The sequence below is a fragment of the Mycobacterium scrofulaceum genome, assembly GCF_002086735.1.
GTDB lineage: Bacteria > Actinomycetota > Actinomycetes > Mycobacteriales > Mycobacteriaceae > Mycobacterium > Mycobacterium scrofulaceum.
In genome coordinates this window covers 27,477-48,144 of the sequence record NZ_MVIJ01000019.1, presented here as the reverse complement: position 1 = coordinate 48,144, position 20,668 = coordinate 27,477, and the positions used below count along the sequence as shown (strand labels likewise).

Here is a 20,668-nt window from a genome sequence, read left to right as displayed (position 1 = left end):
ATACACTTACAAACAGGCTGTCTGTTCGTAAGTTACCAACAGGCTGTATGGAAAGCAAGAGACGGACCCAGGAACAGCGCTCCGCGGCGACCCGCGACGCGCTGATCGCCGCTGCCCGCAAGCTGTGGGGGCTACGCGGTTACGCCGAGGTCGGCACGCCGGAGATCGCGACCGCGGCGGGTGTGACGCGCGGGGCAATGTACCACCAATTCGCGGACAAGGCGGCGCTGTTCCGCGAGGTCGTCGAGGCCGTGGAGCAGGACGTGATGGCCCGGATGGGCACCCTGGTGGCCGAGTCGGGATCGACGACGCCGGCGGGCGCGATCCGCGCCGCGGTCGAGGCGTGGCTGGACGTTTCCGGCGACCCGGAGGTGCGCCAGCTGATGCTGCTGGACGCGCCGAGCGTGCTGGGCTGGGCGGGTTTTCGCGACGTCGCCCAGCGGTACAGCCTGGGCATGACCGAGCAGTTGCTCACCGAGGCAATCCGGGCCGGCGAGTTGCCGAAGCAACCGGTACGGCCGCTGGCGCACGTGTTGATCGGTGCGCTCGACGAGGCGGCCATGCTGATCGCCACGGCCGAGGACCCGAAGCGCATGCGCCGGGAGACCCGGCAGGTGTTGCACCGGCTGATCGACGGGATGCTGGCGGGGTCATGAGGCGCCGGATCGATGCGGCCACCAGCTCCGCTCCCGTAAGAGGGTGGCGATGGCCGGAACGGTGAGCGTTCGCACCACGAACGTGTCCAGCAGCAGTCCGCATCCGATGACGAATCCGGCCTGGACCATCATGTCCAACGATCCGATCATCAGTCCGAACATGCTGGCGGCAAAGATCAGGCCCGCCGAGGTGATGACGGAGCCGGTACGGGTGACGGTGCGTAGGACACCGACGCGCATGTTGACGGAAGACTCTTCGCGCAGGCGCGAGATGACCAGCATGTTGTAGTCGGCGCCGACGGCGATCAGCAGGATGAACGCCAGGAGTGGGACGGGCCAGGCGATGGCGTGGCCGAAACCGTACTGGAAAACCAGCACTCCCAGGCCCAGGGCGGCGAAATAATTCAACACGACGGTGCCCAGCAGGTAGAGCGGGGCGACGACTGCGCGCAGCAGCAGCATCAAGACCACGCCGACGATCAGCAGGGTAGCGGCGGCCAGGCGGTTGAAGTCCGCGGACAGCAAGTGCTGAAGATCGGAATTGACCGCGGTAAAGCCGGCCATCGACATGGTGGTCCCATCCAGCGTGGTGTTGGGTCGGGCGGCGTTCGCCGTGTCGACGATCCGATGGTTCAGCGCCATCGCGTCAGCCGAGTAGGGATCGTACGACGATGTGATGGCGAATCGGGCGGTGCGCCCGTCGGCAGAGATGAAATGCTTTGCCAGGTCGTTGAATCGGCGGTTCTCGAATGTCGCGGCAGGTAGGTAGAAACCCGAGGCGGCATCTGATCCCGAGGTGGCGCGCGCGGCGTTTTGCAGCTGGGCGGCGATCTGGCCCATGCCGCTGAGCAACCGAAGGTTGCTGTCCGCGAGGGCATGCACACCGGTGGCGAGTGCCTGAGCGCCCGCGGCGAGCCGGCCGACACCGTCTTGCAGGCGGTGGATGTCGCCGATGAGGTCAGCGGGGTTGCCCGTCGCACCGAGCGTCTGCTGCATAGCGGCGGCTGCGGCTCGGATGTCGGTGAGTGTGCCTGCAAGAGTGGTGCTTTGGCGAAACGGGTCGCTCAGAGCGGCGACCCGCTCGAAGAACCCACCGTCGCGCAGCGTGACGAGCACCCGTGTTTCGTCGCGCAACTGCGCGCATTGCGGCGTGGTGGCACACCAGGTCGAGGTATCGAGGCCCGCGACAAGGGGTTCGATGGCGGCGATGGCGCCGGCGGCCTGCTGGGCCAGGGGTCGCAGCCCCGCGCCGGTGCGCATGGCTCGATCCACGGCGGGTGCGGTGGCGTTGAGCTGCTCCAGCAGGGGGCGCGCGTTCTGCAGTTGTTGGCCTCCCATTCCGGGCCGGCCCAAGAGGTCGGTCAGCGGCGTGAGCGCGCGACGCAAGGTGGTATCGAGTTGACCCAGGCCGGCCGCCAGTTGGTCGGCGCCGTTGGTGAGCTTGGCCAAATCGTCCCGGTGAGCTTGCCCGTCGGCGACGGCACCGGCCATCTTGTCACCGATTTGGCCGTTCTGCCAAGACAATTGCGCTTGATCGAGTCTGGCACCGGTAGGGCGGGTGACGCCGGAAACGCGCGTGACCCCGGGCAGCTGGGCAACCCGGGAGGCCAGCGAATCGAGGTCCGCGAGGCCTTTGGCGGTGCGCATGTCGGTGCCGGACTGCACCAGCAGAAATTCGTTGATCACGGTGTCTTTGGGAAAGTGGCGATCCAACAGCCGATAGCCATGGTTGCTGTCGGTGCCGGCGGGTTGTCCTTCGCGGTCGTCGTAACTGATCGTCATGGTGGCCACGACGCCGGCCAGGGCCAGCAACGCCACCAGGCTTGCGGCCAGCAATGGCGCCGGGCGTCGTACGACCATGACGGCGATCCGATTCCAATACCGGCGAGACAGGTCGGCGCGGGGCTCCGCGATGCCACGCGCGGCCGCCAACGCCAACAGCGGCGGCAGCAGTGTGACGGTGGCCAAAAATCCGATCAGCACGGCCACCGCACACGCGGGGCCAACGCCCTGGAACACGCTCAGGCGGGCGAACACCATGGACGCCAAGGCCAGTGCAACGGTGGCCGCCGAAGCCAGGATCACGCGTCCGATGCTGCCGCAGGCATGGACGATCGCCTGTTCCGCCGCGATGCCCTGCCGCCGTTGCTCGTGATAGCGGCTGATGAGGAACACGCTGTAGTCGGTGCCGGCGCCCAAGAGAACCGCCGTCATGAAGGCGATGGTGAATTGCGAAACCGGAACGCCCACTTCACCGAGTGCCGACAGCACGCCGCGGCCGACGGCGACGCTCGCGCCGATGACGAGCAGCGGCAGCACGGCGGTGGTCACTGACCGATATACCAGCAGCAAGATGAGCGCAATGAGGGCCGCGGTCGCGACCGAGATGAGCACCAGCTCGTGCTCGCCGGAGCCGATTTGATCACGGAACGTCGCGGCCGGACCGGTGACGTAAGCGACGGTCGAGGACCCGGTGAAGGCGGACGAGACGTGGGCACGCACGGCGTCGACCGAGTCGGCAGCCCTGGGGTCGCCGAGTGTGCCGGCGATCCCGATCGGCAGGAACCACGCCTTCCCGTCTTTGCTCACGGCGCTGGCTTTGGTAGCGGGATTCGCGAGAAGGTCCTGCACCAGTAGCACGTGCGCCCTGTCGGCGCGCAGCCTGGCGACGAGTGCGTCGTAGCGTCGACGCGCCGGCGGGGTGAGCCCCGCGGGATCCTCCATCGCGATGACGATCGAGGTCTTGGCGCCCCGCTCATCGAACGCGGCCGCCATCCGATCGAGCGCCTGGAACGACGCCACATTGCCGGGCAAAAGCTGGACCGACTGCTGGCGCACGACCGTCTCCAGCTGCGGGAAGGCGACGGCGAGGAACACCGCAACGCCGATCCATCCGCCGATCACCACCCCTTTGCGTCCGATGGCAAACCGGCCCAGTGCGGCCAGGCGGGCGCTGTATTCACCGGTGCGCCCAAGCGGCGTGCGGGCGCGGCGCGGGCGCCGGGCCGCGTCGACGGACGCCGTCATTCCGGTCCCCTACGCAACGGCAGCCCCCTGCACCAGCCGCCGGCTTGCCCGCGGCACGTTAGAACGCTCCCCGCAAAGATCCCCCGTCGCACGGCTCCCCCTACTACGATCGTTTGGTGAAACAGTTCACCAAACCAGCTTTGGTGAGATACTTCACCAAAGCTGGCGCGGGCGCAAGTCCGCCGGCCACACGACATCGGGAGTGACCCCTGAATGGCAGTGCACCGCGGGCTCACCGCCGATCAGCGGCGTGAACAGCGCCGCAGGCAGCTCATCGAGGCTGCCTTTGACACCATCGCCGAGCACGGGGTGGGCAACCTGCGGGTCCGGGCGGTCAGCGCGCGCGCGGGCCTCAACGACCGCTACTTCTACGAGAGTTTCCGCGACTGCCAGGAGCTGCTGGTCGCGACCTTTGACGACCAGTTCACCCGGGCACTGACGGGAATCATGGCGACGGTCGCGGACTCGCCTCCCGAACTTGCAGCCCGGGCCCGGTCGGTCATCGCGTTCGCGTTCGCCTTCATCGACGAGGATGCACGGCGGCCGCGGCTCCTGATCGAGCTACAGACGGCCGAAGCGCTCGCCGGCCGCCGGCACGAGGTGATCGACGTCCTCACTCAGGTCATGGTCGGGCAAGTGCGCGCGCTCCTCGGTGAGGCCGCGGGAACCGACGAGAACACTTCGCTGACTGCGCTGACGGTCGTCGGCGGCCTCCTCGAGCTGACCACCCAGTGGTACCGACACCAGATTCGGGTCGGTCAACCTCAGCTCATCGAGTTCATGACCGCACTCGTCGTGACGACCACAGACATCACCGGCGCGCTGGAACGCCAACTCGCACCCCGAAGCGCCGACGACGCACCGAGAATCTCTAGTCGCCGTGCACGCCGGCGACACCCGCGATGACGCCCCGGATGAGCCGGTCGAGGTGTTCGGCGCTGTCGACCGCCGGCTGCCCCGCGACGAACGTCAGCATGATCCCGTTGATGAAGGCCAGGGTGGCAATCGCCTGATCGTCGACCAGCGCCGGCTCGGCAGCGCTTTCCGCCGGATGCCACTGGGTGACGACGTCGCGCGCCAGCGCGTAGAGCCGCTCCGCCGACCCGGCGAGCGTCGCGGCAAGTTCGGCGTCCCGGCCGGCCAGCAACGCGAGCTCGTAGCGCGCCTTGGCGCGGGTCAGCCACGGTTCGCTGTTGACGTACATGACGATGCGGGCCAGCCCGGCGGTGCCGGTGAATTGGCTGGAATCGTCGGCGAGTTCGGCCATCCGGGAGAAGTCGGCCACATCCAGTTCGGCCAGCCGGGCCGCGATCGCGTGCAGCAGCGCCTTGCGGGTTCGGAAGTAGAACGACGCGGTGCCGGTGGGGACGCCGGCACGATCGTCGACCCTGGGGTGGCTGACGCCGTGGACCCCGTTGCTGCCCAACAGCTCGATCGCGGCGTCGGCGAGCTGGCGGCGCCGTTCGGGCGCATTGTGTTTTCTACGTGCGGCGATGCGTTCCAGCCTAAAACTGACCGCAGTTGGGCGCGGTGGGTTCTCCGTTGAAGCGGGCGGCGATCCACTGCATGGCCGGTTCGCCGTCGACGAGCATCGGCAGCGCATGGTTGATGACGAGCTTGTTGAGGAACGGCGGCTCCTCGTTGGTCCGGAACTCGACGTCGGCGCCCTGGGCGCACCAGTCGCGGCCGAGCTGGTTGGCTGCGGTCCACGGCACCAGCGGGTCGTAGCGGTTGCTGTTGATCAGCACCGGCGCGTTGGGTTTGTAGCGCCCGATCCGCTGGTCTTCGAACAAGGTGTTGAATGGCTCCTCGTTGACCAGTTGATTGATGTCCTCGGTGAAATACGGCTGGATATGACGAAACATGAAGTCCAGCAGGGTTTGTCCGACGCACTGGCGGGACACCGATTCGAGCATCGCCAGCCCGCGGGGAGTCATCTTGGACCGGATGGCGTCGGCGAACTCCGGGTAGGCGGCCATGACGCTGTTGAGCGCGTACCCGACGACGCCGACCAGGGCACTGCCGTCCGCGTACGGAAGGAGCTCCTTGAGGTTGGCCGGCGGCGCCCCGGCGTAGGTGCCCACGATGTGCAGATCCGGGGCGTAGGCCGACGCCAGCTCGGCCGCCGACGCGGTGGCGCCCCCGCCCTGCGAGTAGCCCCAAAACGCCACCGGCCCATGAGGATCCAGCGACGTTCCGGGCAGCCTCATCGCGGCGCGGGCGGCGTCGAGCACGGCCTGCCCCTCGGCGACCCGCCCCACGTAGGTGTGCATGGACGTGGTGCCGAGGCCTTCGTAGTCGGTCATCACGATGGCGTAACCGCGCGCGACCATCGTGGCGACGAAGAGTTCCTCGTAGTTGAACATGATGTCCCAGCCGCCCGAATAGTGGATGCCCTGGTTGAACATCCGGGACGGGGCGCACTGATTGCCCTGGCCTTGGGTGCCGGGTGCGTAACTGATCAAGGGGCGCGGCCCGCGTCCCGGCCAGTCGTTATAGGGCTCGAAGTAGGTGCCGGTGACCGCGATAGGGTTGCCACGGGTATCGGTGCTGCGGTACATGATTCGGGTGCCGGTGGCCATGATTGCGCCCAGCTGACCGGACGGCTCGAGCACCAGGCGCGAAGGCTCGGTGCGGATCAGGTCGCCCGGGTGCCCGGGCGGCAACGGGTCCGGCGGGGTGTAGAACTCCGCGTATTGCGGTTCGTCCCCGTCGGCGCGCGCGCTCCCGGCGGTCCCGAAACCGGCCACGGCGGAGGCGATGATCAGCACGACGGCGAAAACTCCCCCAACCCGGCGCATCACGGAACGGTAACAATCGGCGCCCACCGGCGGAAGGGAAATCTCTAAATTCTTAGAGAACCGGCGCGTCTTAGCCGCGATTCCGCGGCGCCGCGGCTGCGAGCGGCGTTTGCCGCGGCGGGGCTTGACGGGATCCGCCCGGCGCAAGCGGTCGCGCTAGTGCCGCTGGCGACCGGCGGGGTGCGCGCCTCGGATCTGGCCGATCGGCTCCAGGTGAGCCGGCAAGCGGTGGCCCAGGCGATCACCGGACTGGAGCGGCACGGCTACATCGCCCGGGTGCCGGCAAGCCCTGCGGGTAATGCGTTCGAAGGCAGTCGATTTGGGCAACGCTGGGAGCGGGTGCTGGGACGGCGGCGATTGGCGGAGCCGCGCGCGACCTTGGAGGCCCTGCTCGCCGAAGAGACCGATGCCGCGGGGGATTGAGGGGCCGCCGAAAAAGGCCATGTCCTTGCCGTCGTTGACGGCTTAGGCTCGACCCAACAGGGAACAGGAGTCCGCCGTGCCCATCTTCATGGTCGAGCGCAACTTTGCCGAGGAACTGGAGCCCGGCCTCGAGGTTGCCGACGGCATCAACCGGATCAACGACCAGGAGGGCGTTCGCTGGATGTACTCGTTCCTGTCGGCGGACAAGCGCAAGACCTATTGCCTGTACGAGGCGCCGTCCCCGGAGGCCATCAGGGCCGCGGCCGCGCGGGCCGGCCTGCCCGCCGACGCGGTCGTCGAGGTGAAGGAGCGCCTGATGCCGGACGGGGCCCTGTCCGACATCTGAGGGCGTTAGCCGAGCAGCTCGTGATCGGCGGCATACATCGCCGCCTGCGTGCGGTTCGCCGCGCCCGTCTTGATCAGAATGTTGCGCACGTGGTTGGCGGCGGTGTTGGTGCTGATGAAGAGGCGTTCGCCGATCGCGCGGTTGCTCAACCCCTCGGCAAGCAACCGCAGCACCTCGACCTCGCGCTCGGTCAGGCCGTCCGGGCCCACGGGACCCGGGGCGAGGAGCGGATCCACCAGGTCGACGACGCGGGTCTGGCCGATCGCCCCGGCGGCCGCGCGGGCCTCCACGGCCAGCGACCGGGCCTCTTCGGTATGACCAAGCGACGCGGCGAACAACGCGTGCCGGGCCAGCGTCTCGCTGATGTGCACCACCGAACCCATCCGGCGGTCCATCTCGATCGCGGCGGCGAAGTGCCGCTCGGCCGCGGCGCCGTCGCCGCAGAGCGCGGCCATCCGGGCCAGGTATCGGTCGGCGCTGCCGAACAGCGCGACGAACTGGCCCGCCACCAGGTTCTTGCCGGCGTAACGCGCGACGAACGGGCGCAGCGCGTGGACCGCTTCGCGACGTGAGAGCGCCAACGCCGCCTCGACCATGAACACCAGCTCCATCGGCCACTGCGCGTCCTCGATGCGATCGCCGAGATTGCGGTTGAGCAGCTGGTTGAGCGCGCGGTGCATGCCGCGTTCGCAGTCCAGCTCGGTGTAGAGGGCGAGCAGCCCGGGGACCCAGCGGCCGGCGAACGTCTCGCTGCCGTCGACGAACCCGCCGAACCTCTTCAGGTCGCCCGTCTCGCGGCGGATCATGAACATCTGCACCCCGTTGGAGCCCTCGGTGTCGTCGGCGCCGAACAAATCCCCTGTGCGCAAGGCGATGTCGGACCACCGCTCGGCGCCGGCGAAGTCGCCGCGCAGGTAGGTCAGCGCCTGTTCGATGCACGCGCCGACAAAGCCGAAGGCCGGTTGGCCGCAGGTCTGGGCCGCTCGCCGCATATCGGCAGTCGCGGCGGCGAGGCCGTCGGGCCGGCCGGCCAGGTAGCTGACCATCGCATGGAAATGCGATGCCGCGCCAAGGGATTCGTAGTCGCGGCGCGCCAGCGCCATGGTGGACACCTCGACCGCACGCTCGGCCTGGATCGCGGTCATCTCCGGCGTGAGGCCCTGCCACAGGCTGGTCTTCAAGGTGTGCAGGAGCACCGCCTCGTCGCCGATCGCCCGCGCCCGTTCGATCGCGTCGGTGCCGACCTCGCGGGCACGGGCCGCCTCGCCGGCGAAGGCCAGCGCCCGCCCGAAGCTGCCGAGCGCCTGTATGTAGCGGGGGTCCTCGGCGTCCAGGCCGCACGATTCCAGCGCCGACGCCAGCAGGTCGGCGGCCTTCGAATTCGAGTGGCCGGGGCGCCAATTGGCTTCCTCATAGCCGACGGCCGCCTCCAGGCGCATCAGTGGGTCGTCCATCGCGCCGATGCGTTCGTAGATCGCCCGCGCCCGCGCGAACGACCCGCCGCGCACGTGGTTGGCGGCCGCGTCGAGGTGCAGCCTGGCCCGCCCGGCGAGGCTGAGCTCGGGAAGCGACGCCGCCCGCTCGAACCACTTCGCGGCGTCCTCATAGGCCAGGCTCTGCTCGGCCATCCGCGCCGCCTGACGCGCGTACCGCAGCGCCCGCTCGTGATAGCCCAGCACGTGCGCGACCAGGAAGTGGTTGGCCAGGCGGGGGACGAGCGCGGGGTCGCCGCGTCCCTCGAGCGCCTCGGCGGCGCGCGCGTGCATGATCCGCAGCCGCGAGGCCGCCATCCCGGCCAGCACCGATTCCCGGGTCAGGGCGTGCACGAACGCGAATTCGCCGTCGGTGCCGTGCACCGCGCGGACCAGCCCGACCGCCTCGGCCGAATCGATCGCCGCCAGCGTCGCGCCGACCTCGGTCTCGCAGGTCGAGATGAGCGCCGGCAGGTCGAACGTCTGGCCCAGGACCGCCGCCTGTTCGATGACCGCCCGCACGCCGGACCCCAAGCCGGCAAGGCGGCGGGCGATCGCGTCGCCGATCGATGCCGGGACCGTGCGCTGGGTGCTCAACGTGGCGAGGCCGCCGCGGATTTCGAGGTCGTTGACGAGTTCGGTCAGGAAGAACGGATTGCCGCCGGTCCGTTCGCGCAGCAGTGCGGCGGCCGTGCGCGCCGAGGCCGGGGCCAGCTGCTGGGTGCGCGCCACGAACTCGGCGATGGCTTCGGTGTCCAGCCCGGCCAGGTCCAGGCGCCGGACGCCGTCGAACCGGTGCAACTCGGCCAGCCGGGTGGCCAGGTCGTCGGACCGGTCGGGCTCGGTCGTGCGGAACGTGACCACCACCAGCATGCGGACATCCGCACAGCCGACCAGCACGTGCTCGAGCAGGGCGAGCGTGGGGAGCTGCGCCCAGTGCAGGTCGTCGAGGATCAACGCGATCGGGCGGTCGACGGCCAGGCGCCGCAGCAACCCGGTCAACGCGTCGAAGAGCGCCTGCCGCGCCGACCCGACCTCCGGCGCCGGGGCGTCGTCGGGCAGATGCCGGCCCACCTGCGGCGACAGCCGCCGCAGCTGGACGCCCAGGTCGCCCAGCGCCTCGGCCATCGAACCCGGGGGACCGGCGATCAGCAGCCGGTCGAGCGCCTCGGCGAAGGGGGCGTAGGGCAGGTCCTCGTCGGCGGTCGAGCTGCCCACCAGCACCGCGACGCCGTGGTCGAACAGCGTCCCGGCCACCTCCGCGGCCAGGCGCGTCTTGCCGGCCCCCGGCTCACCACCGATGAAAACCGCCTGCCGGTTGCCCCGCTCGACCCGCTCCCAGGCCTGCTCGAACACCGCGAGTTCGGCGCCGCGACCCACGAGCGGGCCGCGGCGACGGGCGATCAGTTCGGCCGGGAGCGGGGGTGGCACCCACAGCGCCATGCAAACAAGGTAGCCGCGCCGATATCGGTCGGTCGATAGTCAGATGTGACTATCGTGGAAGCCCTCGGAAATGCTCGGTTGTGGTCATGACGCCCGGCTCGCCGGTCTCGTAGCGTCGCGGCATCGAGACCCGTGAGCAAACAAGGAGGTGTGGCCATGAGCCGCACAACCACAACCGACGAATTACGCGCCCGGCTCGGCTCGCAGGTGATCCTGCCGGGCGACCCCGGCTACGACGAGGCGCGGTCGGTCCACAACGCCATGATCGACAAGCGGCCGGCGGTGATAATGCGCTGCGAATCGGTGGCCGACGTCGCGGGCGCGCTCGAATTCGCCCGCGACCGCAAGCTGGTCGTCGCGGTGCGCGGGGGTGGTCACAACGGCCCCGGCTTCGGCACCGTCGACGGTGGGCTCGTCGTCGACCTCTCGCCGATGAACCGCATCGACGTGGACGCCGACCGGCGCACCGCGCGCGTCGGAGGCGGCGCGACCTGGGCCCAAGTCGACGGCGCGACGCACGCGCACGGCTTGGCGGCATCGTCCGGCATCATCTCCTCCACCGGGGTCGGTGGCCTCACCCTGGGCGGCGGCCACGGCTACCTGTCGCGCAAGCACGGCCTGACCATCGACAACCTGCTGGAGGCCGAGGTCGTGCTGGCCGACGGCCGCGTGGTGCGGGCGTCGGAATCCGAGCATCCCGACTTGTTCTGGGCGCTGCGCGGCGGCGGCGGAAACTTCGGCGTGGTCACGTCTTTCACGTTCCGGCTGCACCCGGTGCACACCGTGATCTGCGGTCCCACCGCCTGGCCCGCGTCGGCCACCGCGGACATTCTGAAGTGGTACCGGGAGTTCATCGTCGCTCAGGACGAGGACCTCTACGGGTTCTTCGCGGCCATGACGGTCCCGCCGGTGGCGCCGTTCCCCGAGGCGTTCCACCTGCAGAGGGCGTGCGCCGTGGTGTGGTGCTACACGGGCGATCCCGCGGGTGCCGAGGAGGCGTTCGCGCCGGTCCGTCAGATGGAACCCGCCTTCGACGGCCTGGGGCCCGCCCCCTTCCCCGCGTTGCAGTCCACCTTCGACGGGCTGTATCCCAAAGGGCTGCACTGGTATTGGCGCGGCGACTTCTTCCGGACCATCGCCGACGGCGCGGTGGCGGCGCACGCCCGCTTCGCCGGGGAACTGCCGACCATGCACTCCACGATGCACCTGTACCCGGTCGACGGCGCGGTGCACCGGGTGGGCCAGTCCGAGACGGCGTGGGCGTACCGGGACGTCAACTTCTCCCAAGTGATCGCGGGCGTCGACCCGGAGCCGGCGAACGCGGAACTGCTGAAGCGCTGGGCCGTCGACTACTGGGACGCCACGCACCCGTACTCGGCGGGCGGCGCCTACGTGAACTTCATGATGGACGAGGGCCAGGAGCGGGTCCGGGCGACCTACGGCCCGAATTACCGGCGGCTCGCCGAGGTCAAGGCGCACTACGATCCGGGCAACGTGTTTCGGATCAACCAGAACATCCTGCCCGCAGGGTGACGCGGCTTACCGCGTGCTCGGGGCGGCTACCGAAAGGCGGCTCGTGATCACTCGCGACGTTGAGCCGAGCGCGGTAGCCGACTTGGCCCTCTCTCCCCGGCGCACCACGTTGGCCGTGACCGTGGACGATGACGTCCGTGTGCTGCCGGTGAGCGTGAGGCTCGACAAGCCCGCCGATCCCGCACGCTCGCCGCGCATCATCCAGGCGCCCGTGGGCAGCCCAAACCTTGGCGATCGCAATGTCGTTGTGGTGGCCGACGACGGTCCGCAATGGTTCCGTCTGCGCTCGTTGACTATCAGAGGGACGGCCGAGACCATGGGCGATCGCACCTATCGGGTCATCCCGGAAAGGATCGTGGCTTGGGACTACGGTTCGCTTCGTGAGGCATCGGTGTCGCCGGCTGCCGCGACACGGAGACAGGGGCCAACCCCGGTCGCCGACGGGGGCGACGACCTTCAGCCTTGCCGATCGCCCAATATTCAAGCGGCAGTGGGTAACTCGTACGTCATGGTTCTGGCCAGCCGTTCACCAAGGGGCACGCCCTTTGCTGTGCCGTTGTGGTTTGTCGCGCACCGCGGCCGCTGGTACGCGACGACGTCGGCATCTTCCTGGTCAGTAAGAAACGTTGATGCTTCGCCGCGGGTTGCGGTGTTGCTCGGGGGTGAAGATGGGCAAAGCGCCAACCGACTTGTGGTGCGCGGACATGCCAGAGCCGTCCGGGGTATACCGCCGCTGGCCGCACTCGCCGAAATCACTTGGCGTTACTATCTGCAACCGCAGTTCGCAGCCGTCGAGCTGAGTCACATCCGGCTATGGGCGCGGCGGATGCGTTACTACGGCCAGTCGCGTCCGGCGTACATCGTCATCACGCCCCTGGCAGCGATCGAATGCGAGGCCCCGCAGTCGCCATGACGGGCCGAAAGCGCACCGATGTCAAGGCGTTTTCAGGAAGACGTCGTTGAGCGTGACGGTGCGCAGGTTGCGCTCGCGGATGGTGTCTACGAGTTGCGGGTAGACGTGCGTCACGGGCAGGTGATTGAGGTGCCCGATGACGATGGCCTGCGGTGTGAAGTACTGATCGGCCATCTGCACGATGTACTCCTCGGTGATCAACGTCGAATCCGACAGCGACCCCGACCACAACGTCGGCACGGTGTAACCCAGGTCGGCGGCGACGGCGTCGACGGTGGCGTTGCGCTTCGCGTACGGCGGACGCCAGTACGGTTTTGCGCCGATGCCGTAGGTCTTCTTCAGGAATTCGTCGTTGCGGGTCAGCTGCTCGGCGACCTTCTCCCTGGGCAGCGTCGTCAGGTCCGGGTGCGACCAGGTGTGGTTGCCGAGCTGGATCTGCCCGCTGTCGACCAGGGGCCGCAGCATGTCCTTGTTCTCGGTCCAGGAGTCGTACGTGCCGTTCACGAAGTAGGTCAGCCGCACGCCGGTGTCCTTGGCGAACTGCGTGTACGCGCGCACGACCTCGCTGTTGACGCCGTCGTCGACGGTGAGCGCGAGCAGATCACCCTCGCCGGGGATCTTCATCAGCGCGCCCCCGCCGGGTAGCGGGATGCGGGCGCTCAATGGCGGGGGCGGCAAGAGGGCCGCCGGTGCGGTGGGGCCCGACGTCGCCGCGGAGCCCGGCGGTACCTGGGCGAATGTTCGCGGTTGTGGGTCGACGATCACCCGGGCCGCGCCCACCCCGGCGACGACCGACGCGGCGAGCGAACCCAGAAATTGCCGGCGATTCATCGCGGGCAGACGAAAGCCCGGCGCAACGGAACCGGGCGGGACCCGGCGGTGGTTGCGCCGCGGCGCGCCGCGGGCCGGCCCGCCGAGGGGTCGCCCGTCGTGCATAAAATCGCCGGTCATCAGCAGCGAACGGTACCACTACCAGGGCCGATATCCCGGCCACGTTACGGGTGGGTCAGCTGTGAATTTTGGGATCAGTGTGATTCGCCACCGCGTTGCGGCAAGGGCACGGGCGGAACTTCGGGCGTTCCCAGCGCCGAGGCCAGCCAGGGCAGCGCCGCGGCGAACGCCCCGGCGGCAAACGGCCAGTCATGCCTGCCCGGCTGGCTGACCACGGCGCAGGCGACGCCGTTGGCGCTGGCGGCGGCGCACAGCGCGTTGGCGGCGGCGTCCTGGCCCTCGGGGTTGGCGGCTGGATCGGTGCTTGCCGCGCCGGCGCTGGCATTGGCTACCTCGGCGACGTTGTGCGGCTCCGGTGGTCCCGGCACGTCGAACCAGCCGGACAGTCCCGTGTAGCGGCCATGGCGCGCGATCACGGTGAGCGGGTCGAACGCGGCCCAGGCGGTGCGGTTGCCGCCGAACAGTTTGGCGATCGTCTGGTCGGTCGGGCCGACATTGGGGCTGCGGTCACCGGCGATGTCCACGAAGGCGCTGAACAGCTCCGGGTGCATGACGGCCAGGTCGACCGCGCAGGTGCCGCCCATCGACCAGCCGGCGACACCCCAATGGGCGCGGTCCGCGCTGACGCCGAAGTTCGACACCATGAACGGGACGACGTCCTTGGTGAGGTGGTCGGCGGCGTTGCCCCGGCTGCCGTTGACGCACTCGGTGTCGTTGTCGAACGAACCGGTGGGATCGACGAATACCAATACCGGGGAGAAGCCGCGGTGCGTCGCGGCGAAGGTGTCGACCGCGGTGAAGGCGCCACCGGGGCCGAGCCAGTCGGCCGGGGTGTTGAACGCCGAGCCGATCATCATGACGGCGGGCAGCCGAGGCGGGGGATTGCTGTTGAACCAGGCGGGCGGCAGGTAGACCAGTTCGCGGCGATGGCGAAAGTGGGAGGCGCCGTCGTCGATGTCCACCGGCACCACCACGCCCTTGGCCGGCCTGGTGCCGGCGACCTGCATCTCGGTGACCCGAAGCCGGTCAATCTGGTCGGGCAGCGGCACCGAGGTGAGCTGATTCCACGCGGCCAGCGCGGTGGGGAAGTAGCCCACCCACCCGTTGAGCGCCAGGCCCGCGCACAACACGCACAGAGGTATCGACAGCACCGCCACCCCGCGGCGCCACCAGCGCGCGCCCCGCCATCCCACCAGGAACACCGCGGCGGCCAGACCGGTCATCGCGATCCAGAGCCAAAGAGCGGTCGGCGCCGGGTCCCCCGCCACGCCGAGCGTCGTGATGTACCAATACGAGAGCGCGGTCACCGCGGCGGCCGCGATCAGGGCCACGGGCAGCACCCGTTTGAGCCAGGGCCGGGCACGCCACTGGATCGCGACGATCAGCAAGAAAAGGGTCAGTCCCTGCACGGTCGGGGGGAACCAGCCGTGCAGCAGGGACAGTCGTCCGAAGAATTGGTCCAACGGTCGTTGCCTTTGCTGAGTCGATCGCTGCGGACCCGTGGTGTCTTCGAAGGCGGTGGGTCGGAATAACTATCCCACACCGGTCCCGCTCGACCGGCCGCCTTCGCGGCGGGTGAGCGTGCCGGCCTAGGCGGTTGCGACGCTGGTGAACGAGCGCAGCCGCAGGCTGTTGGCGACGACGAACACGCTGGAAAAGGCCATCGCCGCACCCGCGAGCATCGGGTTGAGCATGCCCAGCCCGGCGAGCGGGATCGCCGCGATGTTGTAGCCGAAGGCCCAGAACAGGTTGGCCTTGATGATGGTCAGCGTCCGGCGGGACAGCCGGATCGCGTCGACGGCCGCGCGTAAGTCCCCGCGGGTGACGATGAGGTCGGCGGCCTCGATCGCGACGTCGGTGCCGGTGCCCATGGCCACCCCGAGGTCGGCTGTCGCCAGCGCGGCGGCGTCGTTGACGCCGTCGCCGACCATCGCGACGACCTTGCCTTGAGACTGCAACCGCTTGATGGCGGCGACCTTGTCGGCGGGCATCGTGTCGGCGATGACCTGCGCGATGCCGACCTCGTCGGCGATCCGCCGGGCGGCGGTCGCGTTGTCCCCGGTCAGCAGGATCGGCGTCAGGCCCAGCCGCTCGAACTGGCGGACCGCTTCGGCGCTGGTGGGTTTGACGGTGTCGGCGACCACCAGGACCCCGCGGGCGCGGCCGTCCCAGCCGACGGCGACGGCGGTCTTGCCGTCGCCCTCGGCGCGGGCCTTCCCGGCCGCCAGCGCGGCGTCCAGCGGCTGGCCCCGGTCGGCCAGCAGGCTGGCGCGGCCGACGACGACGGTGTGGCCGTCGACGACGCCCCGAACCCCGTTGCCTTCCAGGTTGGTGAAGAGTTCGGTTGCCGGGAGGGAGCGAAGCTCGGCCTTGGCGGCCCTGGCGATGGCCCGCGCGATGGGGTGCTCGGAGGCGTCCTCGAGCGCCCCGGCGTAGCGCAGCAGCGTTCGGCGGTCCGCGCCCGGACCGGTGATCACGTCGACGAGGGTCATTTCTCCGCTGGTGACGGTGCCGGTCTTGTCGAGCACGATCGTGTCGACGCCGCGGGTCGACTCCAGCACCTCGGGCCCTTTGATCAGCACCCCGAGCTGGGCCGCGCGGCCGGTGCCGACCAGCAGGGCGGTCGGGGTCGCCAGGCCGAGCGCACACGGGCAGGCGATGATCAGCACCGCGACGGCCGCGGTGAGGGCCGCGCTGAGCGGGAAGCCCAACGCGATCCACGCGCCGAGCGTCGCCAGGGCGACGCCGATGACCACGGGGACGAAGACGCCGGAGATGCGGTCGGCGAGCCGCTGCACCTCGGCCTTGCCCGATTGGGCCTCCTCGACCAGCTTGGCCATCTGCGCCAGCTGCGTGTCGTCCCCGACGCGGGTGGCGCGCACGACAAGGCGACCTCCGGCGTTGACCGTGCCGCCCGTGACGGCATCGCCCTCACCGACCTCGACGGGCACCGACTCGCCGGTCAGCATCGAGGCGTCCACGGCCGAGGATCCCGACACCACGACGCCGTCGGTGGCCACCTTCTCGCCGGGGCGCACGACGAACTGGTCACCGACTGCCAGGCGGTCCACCGGGACGCGGGTCTCGGCGCCGCCGGACAGCACCGCGACATCCTTGGCGCCGAGCTCGAGCAGGGCGCGCAACGCGGCGCCCGCCGTCCGCTTCGAGCGTTTCTCGAAGTACCGGCCGGCGAGCACGAACAGGGTCACGCCCGCGGCTACCTCGAGATAGATGTTCCCGGCACCGTCGGAGGGGCGGACGGTCAGCTCGAAGCGGTCGCGCATCCCCGGCTCTCCGGCGGTCCCGAAGAACAGCGCATACAGCGACCACAGGAACGCCGACAGCGTCCCGATCGAGACCAGGGTGTCCATGGTGGCGGCGCCGTGCCTCAGGTTGGCCCAGGCGGCGGAGTGGAAGGGCCGGCCGCCCCACACGACGACCGGCGCGGCCAGCACCAGCGACGCCCACTGCCAATAGCGGAACTGCCACGCGGGGACCATCGCCAGGGCGATCACCGGGGCGGCGAGCGCGGCCGAGGTGATCAGCCGGGCGCGAAGCGCGTTCAGCCCGCTGTCGTCGGCCGCTTCGGACGGCCGGGAAGCGGGCTCTTCCCGGCGTTGCGGCAGGGCCGCACTATAACCGGCCTGTTCGACGGCGGCGACCAGCAACCGCGGGTCGTAACCCGAGGGGACGGTGAGCGCCGCCTTTTCGGTGGCGTAGTTGACGGTGGCGGCGACGCCGTCGAGCCTGTTCAGCTTCTTCTCGATGCGGGCGGCGCACGACGCGCACGTCATGCCCGCGATCGTCAGCTCGATATGGCTCACCGGTGTCGCGCTCATGCCACCGGGGCGGCCTCGTAGCCGGCCTCGTCCACCGCGCCGAGGATGGCGGAGGTGTCGAGGGGACCGGAGCTCGTCACCACCATCGTGCCCGTGTCGGCACTGACGTCCACACGCTCCACGCCAGGCAGGCGGCCGACCTCGTCCTTGACCGCCGCCTCGCAGTGGCCGCAGCTCATCCCGTCCACCCGGAATTCGGTCGTGGTCATGGTCTCCCTTTCTAATACCCCTCGGGGGTATGTGCAGTCACAACCTGCGCGCCCCCCGAGGTATTCCCCGCCGGGCCCGTGTTATCCGGATGACGTCAGGCGGACGCGGCCAGGGCGACGAGGGGAGCCTCCATTCTGCCTGGTCGACGGCGGCGGGGCCGCGGGAGGGACCCTCCCCGCCGGGATCAGACGTAGCCCACGCCGATATCGACAGACACCTGGGTCGCCGTGACCAACCGGGACTGGTCGGAGGCGAGCCAGGCGACGGCGTCGGCGACGTCCTCGGGTTGGGCGATTCCCTCCGGCAGCAGCGGCTTGTGCAGGCCCCGCAGGTGCGGATAGCTGTCGGCGGCCGCCCGCAGCGCGTCGCGCATCCGTCCGGTGCCCATCGGCGTCGCGACCGCTCCGGGGTTGAGGCTGTTGACGCGGATGTTGTGCCGCCCCAGCTCGGCGGCGAACGCGCGCGCCATCCCGACGACGGCGTGCTTGCTCGCCGTGTAGTGGATCATGAACGACTGCATGTTGATGCCGGCGGCCGAACCGATCAGGATGATCGAGCCGCCGCGGCCGCCGTCGATGATGTGCTGAGCGCCGGCCATCACCGTGTTCCAGGTGCCGGTCACATTCGTGTCGATGGTGTCGCGAAACGCCTCGGCCGTGATCTGGTCCCACGGAGCGGGGCTGCAGATCCCCGCGTTGGCGACGATGATGTCGAGACGACCCAGTTCACCGACCGCCCGGTCGACGGCGCCTTTGAGCGCGTCGAGGTCGCGGATGTCGACCGTCGCGGTGATGACCCGTCTGCCGGTGGCCCGCACCAGCCGCGCCGTCTCCGCCAGATCCTCGGGTGTCGGCGAGTCATACGGCACGCTCGACGGCAAGGGACCGGCGATGTCGACCGCGATGATGTCGGCGCCCTCGGCGGCCAGCCGTACCGCGTGCGCCCGGCCCTGCCCTCGCGCGGCGCCGGTGATCAGAGCCGCCTTCCCCGAAATTGACTGGCTCATCGGTTCTCGAAGTCCTTTCTGACCAACCCGGCGAAGCGTAGCGTCGACTTCGCTGTGCCGGCTCACCGGAGGGAAGCATCGTGACCGTCAGCATTGTCGACGCGGGACCGCGGCAGGTCAGCCGGTCCGTCGAAGTGGCCGCGCCGGTCGCCGAGCTGTATGCGATGGCCGCCGACCCGCGCCGCCATCCCGAGCTCGACGGGTCGGGCACCGTTCGCGCCAACATCAAGATGCCGACGGAAATGGTTGTTGGATCCAAGTTTTCGACGAACATGAAGATGTTCGGCCTGCCGTACCGCATCACCAGCACCGTGACCGCCCTCGAACGAGACGAAGTGGTCGAATGGCGCCATCCGGTGGGCCACCGCTGGCGGTGGGAATTCGAATCGCTCTCACCCACCCTGACACGGGTCACCGAGACGTTCGATTACCGCGACGCCGGCGCGTTCAAGAACGCGCTGAACTACTACACCCTGATCGGCGCCACGAAAGCCAACGCGGCGGGTATCGAGTCGACCCTGACCAAGCTTCGCGATCGCTACGCCGCGCGGTAACCGCCTCTTCCCCGGCGTCACCGCATGCCGAGGCGCCTCAGGTGTTCGATCATGGTGTCCACCGCGGCCTCCAGTGGCGCGGTGTCGCGACGCACCTGGCTGAGCAGCAGGCCGCCCTGGATGCCGGCGAGCATGGCCAGGGCGACGCGCTCGATATCCGTGCCGACGGCCAGTTCGCCCCGCGCGGAGACTGCGACCAGGCTGTCGTGGATCATGTTCTCCCACTGGGCAAATGACCGCGCAAGCTGCGCGCGCGCGACGGGGTCGGACTCAGACAGCTCGTTGGCCATCGAGCCGATCGGACAGCCTCCCGCGCAGCCCAGGCTGCGCACCAGGTTCACCATGATGTCGCGCCAGCGGTACATGTCCTGGATGCTGTCGATGCGGTCGAGACCCAGGTGCTGAACGCCGAGCACGCGGTCGGTCTGGAAATCGATGACGGCGGCCACGAGATCGCTTTTGTCGGCGAAATAGTGGTACATCTGCGACGTGCTGACGGTCGCCGCCTGCTGGATGTCTTCAATGGTGGTGCGCGCGACACCACGCTGCAGCATCAATTCCGAAGCGGCGGCCACGATGCGCTCGCGGGTCGCGCGGCCCTTCGCGGTCAGCTTGTCGTAAGGGACCGGCGCCATGAAGACCCCTTCCTTGGAGCGGACCCCCACAACCTACCCGTTTTGGAGTTGACACTCCATTCTGGGTTCAGCATGCTGAACGCCATCGTCCACTGATCGGTGCCGGAAGCCGTTGTGCGGCAACCCGGCACGCACGCGAAGGGCAAGGAACTCATGACCAGCACCGCCGACACCAACCAGACGACCATCGCGGACCGGGTCGCGCAATTCCAGCAGGGGACGGCGAGCCAGCTGCCCGAGGATGTCGTCAGCACCTTCAGCGCCGAGCAGGCACAGCTGCGCGCCGCGGGCGTGCCGGCCGGCGCCGCCGCCCCCGGCGGCCCCATGCCCGACGCCGAACTCCTCGACGTGCGTGGCGAGCCCACCACCCTGGCGCAAAGCGCCGGCGGACGCAGCGCCGTGGTCGTCCTCTATCGCGGTGCGTGGTGCCCCTACTGCAACCTGACGCTGCGCGCCTACCAGGAGGAGCTGGTGCCGCAGCTGGCGGAGCGCGATGTCGCGCTGGTGGCGATCAGCCCGCAAAAGCCCGACGGCTCACTGTCGACGCGGGAGATCAACGAGTTGAGCTTCATCGTGCTGTCCGACCCGGGCAACCAGATCGCGGCCGGCCTGGGCGTGCTCACCGCACCCGGCGAGGCCGCCCAAGCGGCGCAACGCGACCTGGGTCTGGACCTGGCAGACGTCAACGCCGACGGCACGCACGGGCTGCCGATGCCGACCGTCGCCATCGTCGACCGCGCCGGGACCATCCGCTGGATCGACGTCCACCCCGACTACACCACCCGCACCGAGGTCGCCGACATCGTCGAGGCCCTCAGCGGCCTCGGGTGAACCCCGGGCACTGCCGGCCCGTGCTCAA

At 69.4% G+C, this 20,668-nt stretch carries 18 protein-coding genes; 8 read left to right on the top strand and 10 right to left on the bottom strand.

Annotated features, from left to right (window positions below; genetic code table 11):
- Positions 1-47 precede the first annotated feature (47 nt).
- Positions 48-656: a TetR/AcrR family transcriptional regulator gene (locus BST44_RS14310; protein ID WP_083177760.1), complete on the top strand. Its 609-nt coding sequence runs from the start codon at positions 48-50 to the stop codon at positions 654-656.
- On the opposite strand, the gene BST44_RS14305 is transcribed toward BST44_RS14310, so the two are convergent.
- Entirely contained in the window at positions 651-3,683 is a 3,033-nt protein-coding gene (locus tag BST44_RS14305) for an MMPL/RND family transporter (RefSeq protein ID WP_083177759.1), read from the bottom strand. The two genes, BST44_RS14310 and BST44_RS14305, sit on opposite strands and share 6 nt — an antisense overlap.
- Positions 3,684-3,896: 213 nt before the next feature.
- Between BST44_RS14305 and BST44_RS14300 the strand changes: the two genes are divergently transcribed.
- Positions 3,897-4,589 (top strand): TetR/AcrR family transcriptional regulator, encoded by a 693-nt coding sequence (locus tag BST44_RS14300; protein ID WP_083177758.1) that lies wholly within the window; start codon positions 3,897-3,899, stop codon positions 4,587-4,589.
- On the opposite strand, the gene BST44_RS14295 is transcribed toward BST44_RS14300, so the two are convergent.
- Together BST44_RS14295 and BST44_RS14290 are read right to left on the bottom strand one after the other, a co-directional pair.
- Positions 4,555-5,187: a TetR/AcrR family transcriptional regulator gene (locus BST44_RS14295; RefSeq protein ID WP_279628977.1), complete on the bottom strand. Its 633-nt coding sequence runs from the start codon at positions 5,185-5,187 to the stop codon at positions 4,555-4,557. The genes BST44_RS14300 and BST44_RS14295 overlap by 35 nt on opposite strands.
- A 1-nt stretch (position 5,188) precedes the next feature.
- Positions 5,189-6,484, bottom strand: coding sequence for a lipase family protein (locus tag BST44_RS14290; RefSeq protein ID WP_208619795.1), 1,296 nt, complete (start codon positions 6,482-6,484; stop codon positions 5,189-5,191).
- A gap of 48 nt (positions 6,485-6,532) precedes the next feature.
- On the opposite strand from BST44_RS14290, the gene BST44_RS14285 reads away from it, so the two are divergent.
- Positions 6,533-6,907, top strand: coding sequence for a MarR family transcriptional regulator (locus BST44_RS14285; protein ID WP_083177757.1), 375 nt, complete (start codon positions 6,533-6,535; stop codon positions 6,905-6,907).
- Positions 6,908-6,983: 76 nt separating this feature from the next.
- Entirely contained in the window at positions 6,984-7,253 is a 270-nt protein-coding gene (locus BST44_RS14280; RefSeq protein ID WP_083177756.1) for a nickel-binding protein, read from the top strand.
- A gap of 5 nt (positions 7,254-7,258) precedes the next feature.
- Here the strand turns inward: BST44_RS14280 and BST44_RS31335 are convergent, their stop codons facing one another.
- Positions 7,259-10,168 (bottom strand): helix-turn-helix transcriptional regulator, encoded by a 2,910-nt coding sequence (locus BST44_RS31335; RefSeq protein ID WP_083177755.1) that lies wholly within the window; start codon positions 10,166-10,168, stop codon positions 7,259-7,261.
- A gap of 156 nt (positions 10,169-10,324) precedes the next feature.
- Between BST44_RS31335 and BST44_RS14270 the strand changes: the two genes are divergently transcribed.
- Complete coding sequence (locus BST44_RS14270; RefSeq protein ID WP_083177754.1) at positions 10,325-11,701, top strand: FAD-binding oxidoreductase; 1,377 nt, start codon at positions 10,325-10,327, stop codon at positions 11,699-11,701.
- A gap of 115 nt (positions 11,702-11,816) precedes the next feature.
- The gene (locus BST44_RS14265) at positions 11,817-12,614 is read left to right on the top strand and encodes a pyridoxamine 5'-phosphate oxidase family protein (protein WP_142274493.1); all 798 of its coding nucleotides are present in this window, start codon (positions 11,817-11,819) and stop codon (positions 12,612-12,614) included.
- Positions 12,615-12,635: 21 nt separating this feature from the next.
- Here BST44_RS14265 and BST44_RS14260 read toward each other — a convergent pair whose 3' ends face one another.
- From BST44_RS14260 to BST44_RS14240, 5 genes are all read right to left on the bottom strand, one after another.
- Complete coding sequence (locus tag BST44_RS14260) at positions 12,636-13,445, bottom strand: polysaccharide deacetylase family protein (RefSeq protein WP_083177807.1); 810 nt, start codon at positions 13,443-13,445, stop codon at positions 12,636-12,638.
- A gap of 194 nt (positions 13,446-13,639) precedes the next feature.
- Positions 13,640-15,028, bottom strand: coding sequence for an alpha/beta hydrolase (locus BST44_RS14255; RefSeq protein WP_083177752.1), 1,389 nt, complete (start codon positions 15,026-15,028; stop codon positions 13,640-13,642).
- 126 nt (positions 15,029-15,154) lie between these two features.
- Entirely contained in the window at positions 15,155-17,404 is a 2,250-nt protein-coding gene (locus BST44_RS14250; RefSeq protein ID WP_083177751.1) for a heavy metal translocating P-type ATPase, read from the bottom strand.
- Positions 17,401-17,613, bottom strand: coding sequence for a heavy-metal-associated domain-containing protein (locus BST44_RS14245; RefSeq protein ID WP_083177750.1), 213 nt, complete (start codon positions 17,611-17,613; stop codon positions 17,401-17,403). Before BST44_RS14245 ends, BST44_RS14250 begins: the two co-directional genes overlap by 4 nt.
- A gap of 185 nt (positions 17,614-17,798) precedes the next feature.
- Entirely contained in the window at positions 17,799-18,620 is an 822-nt protein-coding gene (locus BST44_RS14240; RefSeq protein ID WP_083177749.1) for a mycofactocin-coupled SDR family oxidoreductase, read from the bottom strand.
- Between the two features lie 80 nt (positions 18,621-18,700).
- Here BST44_RS14240 and BST44_RS14235 point away from each other — a divergent pair, with 80 nt between their 5' ends.
- The gene (locus tag BST44_RS14235; protein WP_083177748.1) at positions 18,701-19,174 is read left to right on the top strand and encodes an SRPBCC family protein; all 474 of its coding nucleotides are present in this window, start codon (positions 18,701-18,703) and stop codon (positions 19,172-19,174) included.
- 17 nt (positions 19,175-19,191) lie between these two features.
- On the opposite strand, the gene BST44_RS14230 is transcribed toward BST44_RS14235, so the two are convergent.
- A complete protein-coding gene (locus tag BST44_RS14230) occupies positions 19,192-19,809 on the bottom strand; it encodes a TetR/AcrR family transcriptional regulator (protein WP_083177806.1) in 618 nt (205 codons plus the stop codon).
- 99 nt (positions 19,810-19,908) lie between these two features.
- On the opposite strand from BST44_RS14230, the gene BST44_RS14225 reads away from it, so the two are divergent.
- Positions 19,909-20,640 carry a peroxiredoxin-like family protein gene (locus BST44_RS14225; protein WP_244184814.1) on the top strand — a complete coding sequence of 244 codons (732 nt, stop codon included), beginning with the start codon at positions 19,909-19,911 and terminating at the stop codon, positions 20,638-20,640.
- Positions 20,641-20,668: the final 28 nt, after the last annotated feature.